This window comes from Bacteroidales bacterium (assembly GCA_021648725.1).
Classification (GTDB): domain Bacteria; phylum Bacteroidota; class Bacteroidia; order Bacteroidales; family JAADGE01; genus JAADGE01.
In genome coordinates this window covers 12233-32127 of sequence record JAKISF010000002.1, presented here as the reverse complement: position 1 = coordinate 32127, position 19895 = coordinate 12233, and the positions used below count along the sequence as shown (strand labels likewise).

Here is a 19895-nt window from a genome sequence, read left to right as displayed (position 1 = left end):
TTTAATTGCTTAATATTAATTTTAATGCCTCCGTATATTTTTTAGATTTTATTTTAATGGTATAAAACCCGCTTGAAACTTTTGTCAAATCAATTTCTTTTACATAATGACTTCTTTTGAAAAAGCCAGAATAAACAACTTTTCCGGTAAGAGAAATAATTTCTATTGTGATGTCAAGTTGTTCGTTATTTTTAACTTCTATAATAAACTTTCCGTTTGTAGGGTTTGGGTAAACAGTAATTAATTCTGATTTTTCTAACTCATTTGCAGAAACACTTCCTGTATTAACTTTTTCGCTTATACCGTTTGCCCCGCATCCGATATTTGAAGAAAATAAACTAACCGTATAGATTCCGGGATTGGGGAAGTTATGCCGTGGGTTTATTTCTGTACTTGTGGTTCCGTCACCAAAATCCCAAAAATAACTGTCTGCGTTTGCAGATAAGTTAATAAACTCTACAATCTGCCCTGAAGTTGAAAAACTAAAATCAGGGACAGTTTCTTCATGCTTAACAATATTAACAGCTTGGTTGTTTTCGGCTGTGCAAAAATTATCCGTAAAGTTATAAATTTGATATTTCCCTTCGTTTTGTGTATTCAATACAAATTGGTTGTCAAATGTTGTTATTTCCGAGCCCTGGACAGAATTCAGCGAATAAGAAAATGTCCACGGAGGAGTTCCTGTAAAATTAAATGAAATTTTAGCGGTATCATCAATGCAGATGTCCGGTGTTTGGGTTGAAATTTCAATTGTCGGGACTATATCGTACTTTATTACTACGGCACTTCCGGAAAAACATGTTCCTGATTTATAAGCATCAGAAAGTTGTGTAATTTCATAAATGCCGGGGTTTGTAACATTTAATATATACGGGTTATCATATGTTGTAAGTGTTATGGGGTTAGTTCCGTTATTTGTATAAGTAAAATTCCACGGAGGTGTTCCCGTAAAAGAGATACTAATATCTTTTGAGCCTCCCTCACATAAAACAGAAGTTGGGCATATCATGTTAGAAGTTGGCAATGAATCGACAACACTATAAACTTCAACGGCTCCATTATTTAGTGTAGTAACTAAAATTTTTTCCTCTGAGCTAAATGCTATGTCAAGCGGGACGTCCAGTTCTCCCGGGTTATTTCCGTATGAACCGAATTTTGTCAGAAAGTTAAGGTTTTCATCATATACGCTTATATTTCCTTGATAGGGGTCGCAGACATATATGTTACCGCATTTACCGATACTTACATCACTAATTCTGTAAAATTCATTGTCTCCGTTTCCGTATGAACCAAAATCGGAAAGAAAAGTTCCGGATAAATCAAAAACTAAAACTTTACACGGAGGGGTAAAGCCTGTTCCCAGTCCTCCGTGTTCCCCTACTAAAATACGCTTGTTTTTTCCGTCGTAGGCAATTGAAGTCGGATATATCAAGACATCACTCCCAAATGATTTTACAATATTGGCTGATGCATCCAGTACGATTATTTGTTTAAGTTTGCTGTCAACAACATAAAGCAGCCCGTCAGGTGTAAACTCCATTTCACAGGGAAATGCACAGCCGGAATAAAATAATGAGATGTCTCCGTTTGCAGACCGTTTAAAAATTTGTCCTGTTTTTTTATTTCCTATAAAAAGTTCATTTTTATCGCTGACTGCTATCGAAACAGGAAAGAAGTTAAGAATGAAGCTTTCGGTATAGTTCCCTGATGCATCATATTTGATAATTTCTTTTTGATTATTATCGGTAACATATAGGTTGTCTTCTTTGTCAAGAGCCATTCTTACGGGAGAAGTTAACCTGTTATAAATTTGTTGTGTGTGGATAACATCAGATAAACTGCTCTGGGCAGTATTAATTTTACAGAAAAAAAATAGAATAATACCGATAGTAATGTAAGTCTTTATTTTCATGAAATCTTTATTTTTTAATTTAACATCAAATTTAACACCATTTTTAACCTAAAAGGTTGCAGCATTCTAAAAGAAAAACAACCATAATTGTTGACAGAATTCAATTAACTAGTTTGATGTTTATGGTATTATGTGCGAAGTAAGGTTGTTACTTGATTTTAATTGCAATATAATCATTTTTTTATATAAAATGCAAAATTAATAGAATTATTTTTTAAAAAAATGATTAAAAAAGAAGCTTTTTTACCCAGTGCGCCTATAATAGGCTTGTGTCGAGGGTGTTGTGAGTGTAGGGCGATTTCGCATTATTTAAATGGGGTTTGCTTATAAACCCCTTGCTTAAATAACAGCAATATCCCAAAACATGCTGCATAACACACCCAAATAAACAAGCAGCATTGTTTTAGAAAGGGAGTCCATATACATCCGATAGGGTTATTTGACCTTATCGTGCATATCTAAAAAGGTTGAATCAAATTATATTGATTCAACCTTTTAAATAGCTTTAGTTAATAAAACCTTTAGTTACTCAACGGATTGGGATGAGCAATTTTTGCAAAATATTCTTTAAAATTAAATCCTTTGAAATTAGGACTTTCGCTGTTATGACATTTTTTACAAACTTCTTCTGTCGGAATTACAAGCCCTTTTGTTTTACTTAGGTCTTTGTTTTTCATTACAGACATACTTTTGTATGAACTGCCGGCACCATGACACGATTCACAAGAAACCCCTTCTGTTGCTTTAATGCCCATATGAAGGCTTGCATCAACAGACGCAGCAGTTGAGTGACATTTTGTACATTTAGGATTTGTTGCATCAGCACCTTTTAGAGATTCCATTGCTTTTGCATGAGGACCTGCCAACCATTTATTGTATTGTTCTCCTTTTTCAGCTTTGTTATGACACATTTTACATTTTACGGCACCAATATATTTGTTTTGTGCTACCGCTGTATTTCCGATAAAAAGGAAGAGTCCAAAAGCTAATAATAATTTACTTAACGTTGATTTTTTCATTTTTTTAAAATTTAGTATATTAATAATTATTTATAGTAGGGCAAATAATATACCAATCAAAGAAAATTGTTAATTATTTAGAGGAAGTGAAATAAAAAAATATTTGGTAAAATATATTTGTTGTGTTAGTATTATTAGAATAATTTTGAAGATTATTTAACAAAAATTCAAGATCTATGTTATTAAACACAAAACATGTTTCTTTCTCGATAGGCTTTTTATTGGTTTTTGCCGGTTTATGCAAAGCTCAAGACACTTTAGTCCCAAATATGCTTCCTGAAAAAAATAAAATAATAAAAATAGGACAAATCACTAATATTAATAAAAACAAAAGAAGTATTTTCCGTAAAAAATTTTTCAGTTTATTAATCGGGGACAATCGTGTTGGGCTAAACAACCCGGTGGGCATGGTGTCTAATAGTGCCGCCAATGTTATTGTTGCAGACCACGGCACAAACACTTTAATTAAATACAAGAACAAAAAGGGGGAAATGCCCAGCCTGTTAAACAAAAGAAACCGGGACTTTATTTCTCTTGTTGGTATTTGCCTTTTTTTTGATGATAATATTTTATTTACGGATTCTTATCTTAATTCAGTATTTCTTTTAAAAGAAAACAATAACATCAGCAAATTTAATATTAAAGACACACTTATTCAACCCACAGGAGTAGCATATTCAAAAATAACAAAAGAAATTTGGGTTGTAGAAACAGCTGCACACAGAATTTCGGCATACAATAAACAGGGAGAGCTAATCAGAAAGATAGGGAAGAGGGGAGGTGCCCCCGGAGAATTTAATTATCCGACTTTTATTTGGATTGATAAATTAGGCATTATATATGTTGTAGATTCACTAAATTTCAGAATTCAGATTTTTGACAAAACAGGAAAATTAATTAGTGTTTTTGGTAAACACGGAGACGGTTCCGGGTTTTTTGCCAGACCGAAAGGAATTGCAGTTGATTCAGAAGGAAATATTTATGTTGCTGATGCACTGTTTCATGTAATTCAAATATTTGATAAAAAGGGGGGGTTTTTATATAGTTTTGGTTCACAGGGCAGAGGAGATAACCAATTATGGATGCCAGCCGGAATTTTTATTGATAAAAATGATATTATTTATGTTGCCGACAGTTATAACTCAAGAATACAAATTTTTAAATTTATTAAAGGGAAAGATGGTAAATAGAAAAGTGCTTATTTATGTAATATTATTGTTTTGCATTATTAATACAAAACCTTCTTTTTCACAATCAATTGTAAACTCTAAACATAATTTGAGCGTAAGCGGAATAGGGAATGTTAAATCAACGGGAGAATCTGAAATATGTATTTTTTGTCACACTTCGCACAGCAGTAACCCAAAAACACCTTTATGGAATAAAAAAACACCCGGGTTAAATTATATTTTATATAACAGCTCTACAATTCAGGCAGTTCCGGGGCAACCTGACGGCTCTTCGATTCTTTGTCTTTCATGCCACGACGGAACAATTGCACTCGGAAGTGTTTTAAGTAAAAAAAAGGAGATTGATTTTAGCGAAGGTGCAAACTCATTCAAAAGAAGCAAAAATAATCTTACAACAGATTTATCAGATGATCATATGATTTCATTTGAATATACTTCAGCTTTAGCATATACAGACGGCGAACTAAGAGACCCCATGAACTTAACACATCCGGTTGCTCTTGAAAACGGAAAAGTACAATGTATATCTTGCCACGACCCGCACAATAATAAGTTTGACAATTTTCTTGTTCGGTCGAACAGATATTCTGAGCTTTGTTTAAGCTGCCATGATAAAGATTATTGGTTCGAGTCCGGACACAGAAATTCTACTGCAAAATGGAACGGTTCAGGGAAAAACCCTTGGTTTCATACAAAATATACGACTGTTGCAGAAAATGCTTGTGAAAATTGTCATAATACTCATACGGCAGGAGGAAATGAACGTCTTATGAAGTATCAAAAAGAAGAAAGTAATTGTTTGGATTGCCATAACGGAAATGTTGCTTCACAAAACATTCAAATACAAATAAATAAACCGTATTCTCATAATGTTTATGCATATAATAGAGACCATGATCCTAACGAAGACGCTCTAACTTTAAATATGCATGTAGAATGTGAAGATTGTCATAATCCCCACGGATCTGATAACTCCCCCGGCAAAGCTCCCTTTGTTAAAGGTTTCAATAAAGGAACCGTCGGAGTTAATCAAGACGGTAATAAAGTAAATCCGGTACAATTTGAATATGAAATATGTTACAGATGTCATGCAGACAGCCCGAACAAATCTGCAAGTTCAATAACCAGACAAATAGAACAGAATAATGTAAGGTTAGAGTTTAACTCTTTAAACCCGTCATTTCATCCTGTAACAGGAACAGGAGTTAATCCGGACGTTCCGAGTTTGGTAGCCCCCTATTCTGAGTCAAGTATTATTTATTGTACTGATTGTCATGCAAGCAATGGTAAAAGCTCAGCAGCCGGACCGCATGGCTCAATATACCCTCATATTTTGAAGTATAACTACTCAACATTTAATAATACTATAGAATCCTATCAGTCTTATGAGTTGTGTTATCAGTGTCACGACAGAAATTCGATAATAAGTGAATATCCGAATGAGTTTCAAGATAAAGTCCATAACAAACATATTGTTGATTTAAACACATCATGCAGTGTTTGTCATGATTCCCACGGAGTGAGCAGTTTTCAGGGTAATTCTGTTAATAATTCAAATTTAATTAACTTTAATGTAAGTATTGTTTCGCCTGCTGACGGTATTCTCCGCTTTGAAGATACTGGATTATTCAGCGGAACATGTTATTTAACTTGTCACGGAAAAGTTCACAATCCAAAATCTTATAAATAGCATGAGATTAAACACTTTCAGATCCAGAATTATTTTTACCGTAATAGTTGTGGTTTCATTGTTTTCGTCTTTTGCTTTTTATTTATACAGTAATTATCTTAGTAAAAGAATATATGCTAAAACCGAAGAAAACACTATTGCTGTTTTGGACATGATTAATGAACCTGTCAGGTTAAGTTTACAGCCGCACAATTCTGGAGCATTTAATTCATTAGTCGAAAAAATGATTAAAAGCGATCAAATATCTGATGCGTATTTTCTTGATTCTGTCGGCGTATTAAAGTTTCCGGTTAGAGCATCTTATATTAAAAGTGATTCAATTTTTGAAACGGATATACCTTTGATTGAAGAAGACCTGACATTTAAAACTTTCAAATCTGAAAAACATTCTCTTTCAAGAGCCTTTATAAGGATACAGAATAAAGAGAATTGTAAAAACTGCCATTCTTCTGACACTAAAAATTTAGGATATATAGTGTTTGATTTTTCAATAAATCAAACAGAAAAAAACATAAATTTTACAAGAAAATTCAGCATTATATTTACCGTTTTTATGGTGCTTATCCTCGGAGGCTTTGTTTTATTAATGCACTATAGATTTGTAAGGGGTTCATTGGTAAAGTTCCAAAAATCTATTAAAAATATTAATGCCGGAAACTTATGTGAAAGGGTTCCGATTTCAGATTCCAGAGAATTAGGTGAACTTGCAAAATGTTTTAATTTAATGCTTGATAATTTTGAAGAAACAAGGAAGCAATTAAGCTCATATCACGAAAAAGAGCTGCAAGATGCACAAAAGTTGGCTACAATAGGAGAAATGTCGGCAAGATTAGCCCATGAAATAAGAAACCCTATTACAGGAATTGCAAATGCTATCGAAATAATTGCAGAAGACACAAAAGACAAACAAAATAAGCCGATATTACATGAAATTAAAAGGCAAGCAACAAGGGTAAATGAGGCAATATCCAAACTGTTAAAATATGCCAAGTCAGAAAAACTGACGCTTGACAAACAGTGTATTAATGAAACAGTTAAATCTATTGTGTTTTTTATTAAAAGCCAGTCAAGCACAAAGAATGTCGTATTTATATTAGACCTTCAAGATAAAATTCCTGAGTTTTATTTTGACAGAGAAAAAATAGAAAATGTTTTTTTAAACTTAACACTTAATGCTATTGATGCTATTGAGGAGAAAAACATCAGAGGAGTTATTACTTACAAGACAGTATATTTGAAAGATAAAAAAGAAATTAAAATACTTATTGAAGATAACGGAACAGGAATTCAGGAAGACAAAATAAACGAAATTTTCAAACCTTTTTATACTACAAAAACAGAAGGTACCGGGCTGGGAATGGCAATTATCAAAGAAACGGCAGAAAAACATTCCGGAACAGTTAAGGTTGAAAGTAAGCTCGGAATAGGAACAACCTTTATTGTTACCTTGCCTACAAACTTATCTTTTGAATCAACGCCAAATACTTAAAATAAAAAATAACGCTCCCTTATCCCCTAATACTTCTTTCTGTCCTAAATAAAACAGAAGTTTTTTTAAAACAATACAAAAAGATTATATTTGAAACTTTATTTCACAATAACAGAAAGTAAATGAAGCCTCTGAAGATATTAATAATAGATGATGAAAAATTAATAAGGTGGTCTTTTGAAAAAAAACTGAATTCAAAGAGTTATAAAATATATACTGCAGGATCGGGGGAAGACGGTATCGAAACATTTGAAATGGAACAGCCCGATATAGTTTTTTTAGATAACAAACTTCCCAAAATGCAAGGAATCGAAGTTCTCAAAAAACTAAAATCTATTAATGATGAGGTCGTTATTGTTTTTATGACAGCTTACGAATCCGTTGATACTGCCGTAAATGCCATGAAAGCAGGAGCATCGGAATACATTAACAAACCGTTTACATTTGAAGAGATAAATATTATTATTGAGAACATTCGAGTTAAAATAAGTAAAGACAGAGAGATTCAGCTTTTGCGAAGGGAAAAAAAAGATAATATTACTTTTAGCCAAATTATAGGAGTTTCAGAGAAAATTAAAAGCAAAGTTCAAATCTCAAAAAAAATAGCAAAAACAGAAACAACAACAATTTTACTTTTGGGAGAAAGCGGAACCGGTAAAGACATGTTCTCAAAAGCAATACATAACGAAAGCAGCCGAAAAGATAAACCTTTTGTTACAATTAACTGTTCCTCGCTACCCGAAACTCTTTTGGAAAGCGAACTGTTCGGCTATGAAAGAGGTGCATTTACAGATGCAAAAAAACAAAAGAAAGGATTGTTTGAGGTTGCAGAAAGCGGAACCGTTTTTTTAGATGAAATAGGAGAGATAAACCAGGCAACTCAATTAAAACTGTTAAGTGTACTGGAAAACAGAACCGTCAGACGTTTAGGCGGAACAAAAGATATCCCTGTCGATATCCGAATTATTGCAGCAACAAATAAAGATTTAAAAAAATCAGTCGAAGAAAAATTATTCCGAGAAGATTTATATTATAGACTTAAAGTTTTTCAGATTACAATTCCGCCGTTGCGTGAACATAAAGAGGACATTCCCCTTCTTGTTAATTATTTTATTGAAGAGTTTAACTTTCAATTCAGAAAGAAAATTGAAGGAACAGACCCTAAGGTAAAAGACCTCATGATAAAGTACAACTGGCCCGGAAACATCAGAGAATTGAGAAATGTAATGGAAAGAGCCGTAATTTTAGAGTCTGATAATATTTTACACGAAGACAGCCTTCCCGGAGAAATAAGAGAAAACATATCAAAAGACAGCCAATGCCACCCTTACGATTTTAATATCCCTGATGAGGGTATCTCATTATATGAAATAGAAAAAGAGTTTATTAAGAAAGCTCTTGAAAAAACTGCAAACAACCAAACAAAAGCATCTAAACTTCTCGGAATATCCAGAGATACTTTCAGGTATAAAAAGAAAAAGTATAAATTATAGACAATAAAAAATAGGGCAAATGACCAAAAAGTGTGATTATATAACCCATATTGTTTGCCTGAAGTCAACTTTTAGCAAATAAATAACTTTTAGTGTTTGTGTTATATAGCAGTAGTCTATTTGATATTACACAATATACCTTTCTGCAAAGATAAGTTGCCAAATCTCACCTTTGGGGCATAATCACAGAGCTACAGGGCAATTAGGAGGTGTCAAATAAAAACAATATAAATAATTGCAAACTATGAAATATTGAAGTTTTTCGAAAAATATTGCCGTATGCTGAACAAAAACTTACAATACTTTCTTTTGGCTTGTAATTTGTCTTTTCTAAATTAAAATTTTGCAAATTAAATTAAACTTTATAAAAATTAAATGTTATGAAAAAATTAAGTATTTTATTATTCTTTGTTACAATCGGTTTAATGAGTTTCGGACAATTAACCGGCTCTGCTCACGATTTTAACGATGGAGCCGGCTTAGGAAATGATGCTTGGAATACAATGGCTTCAAACAAAATGTGCGGACCTTGTCATACACCTCACAATGCTTCGCAAGCAGCAAGCGGACCTCTTTGGAGTCACACATTGTCAACAGCAGTATTTACAATTTATACAAGTCCTTTCAATACAATGGAAGCTGTTCCCGGACAACCTTCAGGAGTTTCTTTATATTGTTTAAGTTGCCATGACGGTACTGTAAACCTTAATGATCACGATTACGGAACTTCTGCAGATGCAATGACAGGAACTGCATTAGTAGGAACAGATTTAAGTGATGACCATCCCGTATCTTTTGCTTGGGACGGTACATTTACAGATCCTGAACTTTATGATCCGACAACACAATTAAGTGGATTACCCGCAGGAGGAACAATTACTACAGATATGCTGTTCAGCGGAACTCTTCAATGCGGATCATGCCATGATGTTCATAATTATGCAGGTATTCCCGGTTTATTACTTAAAACAAATATCAGTAGTGAGCTTTGCTTAACTTGTCACAATAAATAATATTAAAACATAATTATTACAGTAAAAAGGCGGTTTGAAATCGCCTTTTTATCTTTAAAACGGAAAGAACCTCATTGACTTCAGTAAATATTGCTTGTTATATAACATCTTATTTTTAATGATATTTCTTTATTTTTGTGTACTCTAATAATTGTTTTCAAAATTGTTTATAATGAAACAAATACGGCTTAATTTATTTTTATCGGCAAGTATTATTTTAGTCCTTATCAGTTCGTGTAAAATATTTCAGACAACAACAATTCCGGAAAAAGTAATAGTTTTTCCCTCAGCACCGGATACAGCACGAATTCAATTTTTAACAAGTATCGGAAACTCTTTTGACATTGAAGGAAGGCAATCAAAATTTAAAAGTTTTGTTTTAGGAAAAGAGGAATCGAAAACAATAAAAAACGCATTTGGCGTAGATATTCGTTTCGGGAAAATATACGTTTGCGATATTGGTATTAAAGGGCTGGAAATTATTGACCTAAACAAAAAAACATTTGACTATTTTCTCCCGGAAGGTAACGGAAAGTTGGTTATTCCGGTAAATTGTCATGTTGACGAAAAAGGCTATTTGTATGTTGCTGATTCAGGAAGAAAAGAAATTGTAGTTTTTGATGTAAACGGAAATTTTGTTAACGCTTTCGGAGCTTCTGAAAGCTTCAAGCCTCTTGATGTATTTGTATCGGACAATAAAATTTGGGTTGCAAATATGAAAAACCATACAATTGATGTTTTTCAAAATGATACAAGTTATAAATTTTTATTTTCTTTTCCTGATGCAAAAAAAGGAGATGACGCATTCCTTTACCAACCAAGAAATGTTTTTGTAACAAACAACAATGTTTTTGTAAGTGACTTCGGCTCTTTTAATGTGAAAAAGTTTTCAAAAGAAGGAAATTATTTAAGCACAATTGGAGCACAAGGTTTAAAACCCGGACAATTTGCCAGACCAAAAGGAATTGCTGTTGATAATGAAGATAATTTATATGTAATTGATGCAGCATTTGCAAATGCTCAGATATTCAATAAAGACAACCATGTATTGATGTTTTTCGGTAATCCTGCCGGCGGACAAAGCGGAAAAGGATATATGTATATGCCGGCAGGAATTGATATTAACTATGAAGATGTACATTTTTTTGAAAAATTTACAGACCCTAAGTTTAAACTGAAATATATAATTTTGGTTACTAATCAATATGGTCCTTATAAGCTGAATATATACGGAAGAGTTGAATTAAAAGAGTAAACAGTAAAAGAAAGTCGTAAGTTATATGCCGAAATATAAAAATAAGATAAAGCTTTCAATCTTTTTATTTGTATTGTTAATAGCAGCTTGTTCAACAGAAACAACCTATAAGGTATTATCGTTTGTTTTTGACGGAGTACCTGACCCGGATTATGATAACACAACAAACCGGCTTGACTCTGTTGTTCAAATTGACAGTACAGGAATCTTGGATATTGCAGAGAATATTCCGACCATAAACATCCATCAACCATACAAAACAAAAAGCTGTAACAGTTGTCATGATAACAGTATGGCAACAGAAAAACAACCCGGCTTATGTTATTCTTGTCATGAAAGCTTTGAAGACAACTATGCTGTTGTTCACGGACCTGCTTTAAGTGAATGCACATCGTGCCATAACCCCCATCAGTCTAAATTTGATAAATTAGTTAAAAGAGAAAACGAGGAGTTATGTTTTTATTGCCACAGTTCCGAGCAACTTGCATATAATGATGTGCACTCACTGATTGATAATTCAAATTGCACGGAATGTCATAATCCACATGGTGAAGAAAACAAATTTTTCTTAAAAGAAGGCACATGTTACAAATGTCATGATGATTTTAATGACACATATAAACATTTGCACGGTCCTGTCGACAGTGGCTTTTGCAACTCGTGTCATGATAATCACAGTTCAGAAAAAGAGTATAAATTATTGCTGACCGGTCAAGAAATGTGTTTAAAGTGTCATAATAAAAGTTCAGTTTTTAAAAATGAAAATCACGAAGGTATTGAAGATTTTGATTGTACGGAATGTCATAATCCGCACGGAGGGGATAATAGATATATTTTAAATTAATTAAAATGTTATTTTGAAAAAAACGGTAATCATAATATTGTTAACTCTAATTACAAGTTGGGGATTTTCTCAAGAAAGAACATTTTTTGCTTCTGACAGATTTTCTTTTTGGGTACCGACTTCTTTTTCCGGAGAACTGAGCACGTTCGGACATTACAGAACACAAAAAATTTTAAGGAACTATTTAAGTGAAACTCAAAACAGCTCACGTTTTTCAGTAGGAGCACTTGTTCGATCAAAGAGTTATTTTTGGCATCCTAATTTATTGAAGTTAGACATTGAAGCCGAATTTAACCCGGATTTTATTAAAGAAGATTTTATTGTAATTCCCGACCAAGCCGAAACAAGAACAATGAAAAGATTGAATATTAAAACAAATATATTCAGTCAGAAGCCCGTATCATTACTTACTCATGCCGATTTTAGCCAAACATACAGTAACCGAGAAAACCTGACAAATATAAAAACAAACAGAAAAAATTGGGGAGCCGTTTTAAGGTTTGCAAATAAGGTCGTTCCGCTGAATTTCAGTTATAACCACACAAAATGGAATCAGGAAGAAACAGAAATAGGCAGAATGTCTGATATGAATCAACTAAATTTTACAGGAAGAGCATCAAAAACTTTTTATAATAATGATAAACATGACTTAGTATATAGTCATGATAAATTTATATTTAACAACTACAATATATTTCAATCAGAAACTTTTTCCGATAAAATAACTCTTAACGATAACTTCTATTTTGACCAAAAACAAAACTATAGTTTTCGCTCAAGAATTGCAGCACATAACCAAAAAGGAACAATTAATTTTAATAGTTTTAACGTAAATGAAAGTTTACTTTTAAAACTGCCGTACCAATTTATATTTCAAAGTAACTATAACTTTAACAGAATAACCCAAGAACTCCAAGAGCTTCAAGAGCCCCATGAAAACAGAACGAACATTATTAACGGCTCTCTCGGGCATAAGTTATTTTTAAGTTTAAATACAAGTATATTTTATGAATATCGAAATACAATCAATACAGTTTTTGATGAAAGCGATCAATATTTCGGAGGAAACATTTACTATACGAAAAAAATTCCGTTAAAAGGGCGTTTAAATTTGTCCTACAATTATAGACGAGACAAGCGAATTAACAACAGCGACCCGGTTACACTTCAAATAATAAACGAAAATCACATACTAACTGACGGAGAAATTACTTTGTTGGACAGACCCTTTATAAACCGGGCAACAATTGTTGTGAAAGATATAAACGGAGCAATAATTTATCAGGAAGATTTGGATTATACAATAATTGAAAGAAACAATTACATTGAAATTCAAAGATTTCCCGGCGGGCAAATAGCAAACGGAGATGCAGTTTTAGTTGATTACATAGTTAATCAACCTGAAACATACAGCTATGATGCTAATTTTAATAAATTTTCTGCAAGTATTAGCGTGTTAAAAAGAATGTTTGAAGTCTATTTTAAAGTAAACAATCAAAACTTCATTAATTTAACAGATGCAGATCTTTTGAGCCTTAACTATTATGTGCAATATAAATACGGATTTAGATTTGATATTAATTATGTGACCGCCGGTGTTGAAAAAGACAATTATAACAGCACAATTATTCCGTATGAAATGATAAGATTTTATGCAACTGCCAATAAAACTATAAACGACAGGGTCATACTATCATTAAATGCAAATTATCGCGATTATTATTTGGTTTATGATTCAATTAACCATATTTACGCAGATATATCAGGAAAAGCCACTTATCGAATTTTTGACCTTACAAAAGCAAGTTTAAATTTAGGTTACCGTAAACAAGTCGGAAACGGAATTAATTTAGATTTATTAACCGCAAGGTTTGAAGTAACATCTAAAATTCGACAGTTGTACCTAACTTTCGGTTTGGAAAAATATAACAGAGATTTCTTAGGACAAATTAATAATTATAACGGGGTTTATTTTAGGTTAATCCGAAAATTTTAGAAATAAGATGCTTAATAAAAATTTAATATGCTTGATTTTAATAACTGTAAGTTTTTCTTATATATCAAGTGCATTCGGACAAAGCAACCAAGAAAAAACATGTGCAGATTGTCACGGCGATTTACTTAAATATGAATATCTACACCCTGTAGTAGAGGATGCTTGTGACAATTGCCATCAAAAAAAAGAAGGAGATCATCCTAATTCTGTCGGCAATGAATTTTATTTAACCGAAAGCATTCCCGATCTTTGTTATATGTGCCATGATCCGAAAAATACAAAGAAAAATGTTCATCCGCCTGTTACCGACGGTTATTGTATGATGTGCCACTCTCCCCACGGGTCGTCAAATCCGGCAATGATTAAAAAAAGTCCGAATCAAGAAACTTGCATGAGATGTCATGATTTTAAAATACCCGAAACAGACAAAATGCATGCCCCGGTTAAAAGTGGAGATTGTCAAAATTGCCACGACCCTCACCAATCAGATAACAGTTATTTTTTGAAAGAAACTAAGCCGCAATTATGCTTTTCTTGTCATGAAAATGAAAAAAAAGAAGCTTCCTTAGAAAACATACATTATCCTTTTGACGATGATTGTGGTAACTGCCATAAACCACACAGCTCTTCCGAAAATTATTTAATGTCGGAAAAAACACCTGACATCTGCTTTAATTGTCATGACGGATTTAAAGAAAATTTTGAGAAGTCTGTTTCATCACATTCTGTTGCTTTAGACCAAAAAAATTGTATAAACTGCCACTCTCCTCACGCATCATCTTATAGTTCAATGCTAAAAAATGATAAAAAGAATCTGTGCTTAGGCTGTCATAATAAAAAAATAAAAACTGAAACAAGAACAATAGAAAACATAGACAGAAAAATAAAAACCGGCGTGTCTGTTCACGGAGCAATAGAGTTTGACGGTTGTGCAACTTGTCATAAACCACATTTCTCGGAATATGAATCACTATTAATAGGTAAATATCCGAGAAAAAAATATGAAAATGCCGAAGTTGAAAACTTTTCTTTATGCTTTGAATGTCACGAACAAGATTTACTTGAAAAAGAAAAAACAACAAATGCAACGAACTTCAGAAACGGAGAAACAAACATGCACTATCTTCATGTTAAAGGTAAAAAAGGACGAAGCTGTAGTTTGTGCCATGATGTTCACGCATCAGGGAATGAACACCTTATACGAAAAGTCAGCAAATTCGGATCTTGGGAAATGCAAATGAACTATAAAGTTACAACTGCCGGAGGTTCTTGTTTTCCGGGTTGCCATGCTGAAAAATCTTATAGACGATAATATAGAATTTGAAAACAGAATGTACTGATGAAAAGATATATAATAGTAATACCGATTGCAATTTTAGCCGTAAGTCTAAGCTATTTACCGAGAATATCAAAAATTAAATCATTAGGCAGTACACATACATATTCCGGTTATTCATATAATTCCGTAAATGAAAGAGAATGTTCATTTTGCCACAATGATATTATTAATCATAAAGTTTTACATGCACCGGCTACAGACGATTGTGAAACCTGTCATCAAAGTACAGGGAATAAACATCCCAGGGTAAAAGAAAAAGGCTTTATCCTGGCAGAAAAAATGCCGGATTTATGTTACATGTGTCACGAACAAAAAAATGACAAAAAAAACATACATACACCCGTTGAGGGAGGTGAATGTGTCTCTTGTCACTCACCGCACGGAGCAGAATACAAGTATATGTTAGCAGAATCCGAGAGTTCAAAACTTTGTTTAGAATGCCATGATATTGATTTAAGCGAGAATACAAACATTCATGCACCGATTGAATTAGACGGATGCTTGTCATGCCACGATGCTCACCAATCAGATAATTCTTTTCTTTTAGTTGAAGACAAATCTAAAATATGTGCAACTTGTCACGATAATATCGAAGCCGAAAAACAAGCAGAATTTCTACATGCACCGTTTGACGATGACTGCTCAAACTGTCACAATCCTCACAGTTCAAAAGAATCATTTTTGCTGAATTCTTCAACTCCGGAATTATGCTTTACTTGTCATGATGATATAAGTTCGCAAATAAACGAATCAAAAAACATACACAAAGTGTCGGGAAGTAAGATTGAGTGTCAAAAATGCCATTCTCCGCATTCATCTTCTCATAATAAAATTTTAAAAGAAGAACAGGATGTTTTATGTTTAAATTGCCATAATAAAAAAATAGACACAGAAACAAAACAAATTGAAAACATTAAAGAAAAACTCAATAATGCTAAATATAAACATGCTCCGATTGAAGACGGATGTGCTGTTTGCCATAACCCCCATGCTTCGAATAATACGGCTTTATTGAACGGTGCTTTTCCGGAAGGTGAATATACAAAAGCAAGTGTCGAATCATTTGAACTTTGTTTTAATTGCCATGATACCGATTTGTTGGAAAAAGAATTTTCAAGCACGGCAACAAACTTTCGAAACGGTGAGCAAAATCTACACTTTACTCATATAAACGGCGACAAAGGAAGAACTTGTAACATTTGCCACGATGTGCATGCCTCAAAAAATAAGTTTCTGATAAAAAAGAGAGTTAATTTCGGAACGTGGAATATGCCCATGAATTTCATTCTAAAAGAAAACGGTGCATCATGCAGAACAGGATGCCACACAGAAAAAAAATACACACGAGTAAAAATTCCTGAAAATGACAGTATCAATGTTACGGATTCTGTTACAAATCATATTAACAATGTTGCTGACACGATAAATGTTGTTGAAAATATAGAAAACAGTTCCGTTAAAAATGACACAACAGTTGCAGTTATCATTAAAGATTCTGTTATTGTTGATAATGTAGAAATTAAAAAAGATACCGTTGCAATAAGTACTATTGAAAATATAACTGAAATTGACTCAATTACAACCGAAAAAGATACAATAACACATAAAAGCGATAATATAGTCAAAAATGATACAACAATTACAGTTACCATTAAAGATTCTGTTATTGTTGATAATGTAGAAATTAAAAAAGATACGTTAACAAATGATAATATAACCCAAATCGATTCAACAACTTTAAACATTACCAAAGATTCCGCAGAAGTATCAAATACAAACAATCTCGAAGAAACCATAATTTCAGAAGTTGAAGCATTTAACAGAATGTTACCGTTAAAGGTATTCTTTAAGTTCGGAAAAACAGAATTTGAAAAAAACATAAACAATGAGATAGATAAATTAACAGATTTTATGAATAAATACCCTGCCGTAACTATTCAAATAAACGGATATACTGACAGCGTGGGAAGTACTGATTATAATATCGAACTTTCCAAAAAACGAGCAACGGCGGTAAAAAAAATATTAACAGCAAAAGGAATATTACCTAAAAGAATAAAAATAAAAGCATACGGAGAGTCAAACCCTGTAAACACAAATGAAACCGAAGACGGAAGAGCAGAAAACAGAAGGGCAGAATTCGAGCTTATAAGAAAGTAGCATATATTATATTGAACTCTAAAATTATATAAAATGTTAAACTTCAAAAAATTAATTGCAGTAACAATCTGTTTTTTCTACTACTCGGTAATTATCCTTGCACAATCAAATGATGATTGTTTGATGTGTCATGAGGATAAAGATTTAACTGCAGAAAGATACGGAAAAACTGTATCAATGTATGTAAATAAAGCTTTATTGCAGAAATCTGCACACAGTAAAGTAGAATGTGTTTCTTGCCATAAGGATGCGGCAGGCAGTGAGTTTCCTCATTCGGAAAAATTAAAAAAAGTAAGTTGCGGAAGCTGTCATACCGACTATTCTGAACAAGTTAACAACGACATTCATAATACACTTATGAAAAAAACTTGTAAAAACCCGCCCACTTGTAAAGATTGCCATAATACTCATAATGTAAAGAAACCGGCTAATGTAAAGAATAAATCAAAGCAATTTTGCGGAAAATGCCACGAAACAAAAGTTTTATCTTCTGCATACCATATTTCAAGCGGCATAAATAAAGGCTGTGTTGAATGCCATAATGAAACAGACTATAAGTTAATGCTTGAAAAATCTGTTCATGCTAATCTGGAATGTGCAAATTGCCATGGTCATGTTGTCAACAATTTAAAAGGACACGAAACAGACAATGAACGCCCTAGTGCCGACTGCTATCTTTGTCACGGGTCAATTGCATCAGAACACAAAGAAAGCATTCACGGAATATCTATTAAAGAAGGAATGTTTGAGGCTGCAAATTGTTGGAATTGTCACGGTTCCCACGAAATAACAAAGGTAGCTTCCGAAAACAGTAAGGTAAGCTCAAGAAATCTGATAAAAACTTGCGGAGAATGCCATGATGACGATTCTTTCTCCGAAAAACATCATTCATCAGTTAAACACCCTGCAAAATTATATTCAACTTCTGTTCATGCCAAACTCGTAGAAATGGGGCGAATGGATGCCGCCGGTTGTACTTCATGTCACGGTGTTCATAATATTAAAAACAGGATTCAACCGGGTTCAACTATTTCAAGTATCGGCGTATCAAAATCATGCGGAAAATGTCACGAAGAAATACAAAAAGAATACGAACAATCTATTCATTGGATGTCGGTAAAAAAAGGAGTCGGAGAATCCCCCACGTGTAATGATTGCCATAGTGAGCATTGCATTAAAGAAATAAATAACCTTCATAAAAAGGAGGAGATAAAAAAACTGCAAGAACAAACTTGCTTAGAGTGTCATCAAAACCTCCTACTGTCAGAACGCTTCGGAATAGACGAAGAAAGTGCTGCAAACTATCAAGACAGCTACCACGGATTGGCAACAATGCGAGGAGATGATGATGCGGCAATGTGTATAGATTGTCACGGAGTTCATAAAATTTTACCTAAATACCATGAAGAATCAACTATACATGAAGGAAATGTTGTTGAAACCTGCAGGAAATGTCACGAAGGAGCTTCTGATGTATTTTCTAAAAGTTATTCACACTCAAGCGAAGAAGACAGTTCTGCTAAATTTATTGAAGATATAGTTGAAACCATATATTTTTGGTTAATTATCATTGTTATCGGAGGAATGGCTGTTCATAATTTGATTATATTTATATATGACCTTCGTGAGAAAAGAAAAGAAATTAATAAAGCAATAAGAATACCGAGATTTACACGCAATGAACTGATACAACATATAATTTTACTTCTTTCATTCAGTATTCTTGCAATTACGGGGTTTCAACTAAAATACCCCGATAGTTGGTGGGCAGAAGGCTTAAGCTATTTTGGTTTAAATGAAGTTGCAAGACAATGGACACACAGAATATCTGCATTAGTTATGATAGGTCTTTCAATATGGCATGTTGTATATTTAGGAATAACAGCGAGGGGCAGAGATGTTTTAAGAGGCATGCTGCTTAAAGTTTCTGACATTAAACACGCAATACAAAATATTTCATACCACTTACACCTAAGAAAAAAACACCCCGAATTTGACAACTATAATTATATTGAAAAAGCAGAATATTGGGCATTGATTTGGGGAACTATTGTAATGGCTGTAACCGGATTTATTTTATGGTTTCCTACTGTAATAGGCGACTGGGCACCGCTTTGGGTTATTAAGGTAAGCGAAATTGTTCACTTTTATGAAGCAATTTTGGCAACACTGGCAATTATTGTTTGGCATTGGTTCTTTGTAATGTTCAGACCGCAAGAATATCCTATGAGCTTTACATGTGTTGACGGAAAAATGACCATCATCCATTTTAAAGATGAACACAAATTAAAATATAAAAAGGTTATGCTTGAATGGGTAGAACTAAAAGAGGGAAAAAGAACAGAAAAGCAACTGAGTCATTTCGGAAACTTATTTATAAAAGCTGTTGAAAAATCAGGAGCAAATACCGATGAATTTATTAAAACAGAAATAGATAACGATGAAGATTTAAGAATATACATTGAAGAAAACAAACAAAAATAAATTATTAATTA

Annotated in this window: 13 protein-coding genes; 11 read left to right on the top strand and 2 right to left on the bottom strand. The window is 33.0% G+C overall.

The annotated features are described in order from the left end of the window. Window position 1: 1 nt before the first annotated feature. Both L3J35_01080 and L3J35_01075 read right to left on the bottom strand, forming a co-directional pair. Window positions 2-1912 (bottom strand): T9SS type A sorting domain-containing protein, encoded by a 1911-nt coding sequence (locus L3J35_01080; protein ID MCF6364773.1) that lies wholly within the window; start codon window positions 1910-1912, stop codon window positions 2-4. A gap of 521 nt (window positions 1913-2433) precedes the next feature. Further along, window positions 2434-2931, bottom strand: coding sequence for a cytochrome c family protein (locus tag L3J35_01075; protein MCF6364772.1), 498 nt, complete (start codon window positions 2929-2931; stop codon window positions 2434-2436). A gap of 176 nt (window positions 2932-3107) precedes the next feature. On the opposite strand from L3J35_01075, the gene L3J35_01070 reads away from it, so the two are divergent. From L3J35_01070 to L3J35_01020, 11 genes are all read left to right on the top strand, one after another. Beyond that, window positions 3108-4121: a 6-bladed beta-propeller gene (locus L3J35_01070; protein ID MCF6364771.1), complete on the top strand. Its 1014-nt coding sequence runs from the start codon at window positions 3108-3110 to the stop codon at window positions 4119-4121. Next, a complete protein-coding gene (locus L3J35_01065) occupies window positions 4111-5811 on the top strand; it encodes a hypothetical protein (protein MCF6364770.1) in 1701 nt (566 codons plus the stop codon). Before L3J35_01070 ends, L3J35_01065 begins: the two co-directional genes overlap by 11 nt. A 1-nt stretch (window position 5812) precedes the next feature. After that, window positions 5813-7300, top strand: a complete 1488-nt coding sequence (locus tag L3J35_01060; GenBank protein MCF6364769.1) for an ATP-binding protein — start codon at window positions 5813-5815, stop codon at window positions 7298-7300. A 122-nt stretch (window positions 7301-7422) separates the two neighbouring features. Then, window positions 7423-8793 (top strand): sigma-54 dependent transcriptional regulator, encoded by a 1371-nt coding sequence (locus L3J35_01055; GenBank protein MCF6364768.1) that lies wholly within the window; start codon window positions 7423-7425, stop codon window positions 8791-8793. A 380-nt stretch (window positions 8794-9173) separates the two neighbouring features. Further along, window positions 9174-9806, top strand: a complete 633-nt coding sequence (locus L3J35_01050; GenBank protein MCF6364767.1) for a cytochrome c3 family protein — start codon at window positions 9174-9176, stop codon at window positions 9804-9806. A 172-nt stretch (window positions 9807-9978) separates the two neighbouring features. Then, on the top strand, window positions 9979-11061 hold the full coding sequence (locus L3J35_01045; GenBank protein ID MCF6364766.1) for a 6-bladed beta-propeller: 1083 nt from the start codon (window positions 9979-9981) through the stop codon (window positions 11059-11061). Window positions 11062-11086: 25 nt separating this feature from the next. After that, window positions 11087-11905 carry a hypothetical protein gene (locus tag L3J35_01040; GenBank protein ID MCF6364765.1) on the top strand — a complete coding sequence of 273 codons (819 nt, stop codon included), beginning with the start codon at window positions 11087-11089 and terminating at the stop codon, window positions 11903-11905. Between the two features lie 13 nt (window positions 11906-11918). After that, the gene (locus tag L3J35_01035) at window positions 11919-13901 is read left to right on the top strand and encodes a hypothetical protein (protein ID MCF6364764.1); all 1983 of its coding nucleotides are present in this window, start codon (window positions 11919-11921) and stop codon (window positions 13899-13901) included. A 31-nt stretch (window positions 13902-13932) separates the two neighbouring features. Next, window positions 13933-15213: a hypothetical protein gene (locus L3J35_01030; protein MCF6364763.1), complete on the top strand. Its 1281-nt coding sequence runs from the start codon at window positions 13933-13935 to the stop codon at window positions 15211-15213. Between the two features lie 27 nt (window positions 15214-15240). Next, a complete protein-coding gene (locus L3J35_01025) occupies window positions 15241-17400 on the top strand; it encodes an OmpA family protein (GenBank protein MCF6364762.1) in 2160 nt (719 codons plus the stop codon). A 33-nt stretch (window positions 17401-17433) separates the two neighbouring features. Further along, window positions 17434-19884 carry a cytochrome b/b6 domain-containing protein gene (locus L3J35_01020; GenBank protein MCF6364761.1) on the top strand — a complete coding sequence of 817 codons (2451 nt, stop codon included), beginning with the start codon at window positions 17434-17436 and terminating at the stop codon, window positions 19882-19884. Window positions 19885-19895: the final 11 nt, after the last annotated feature.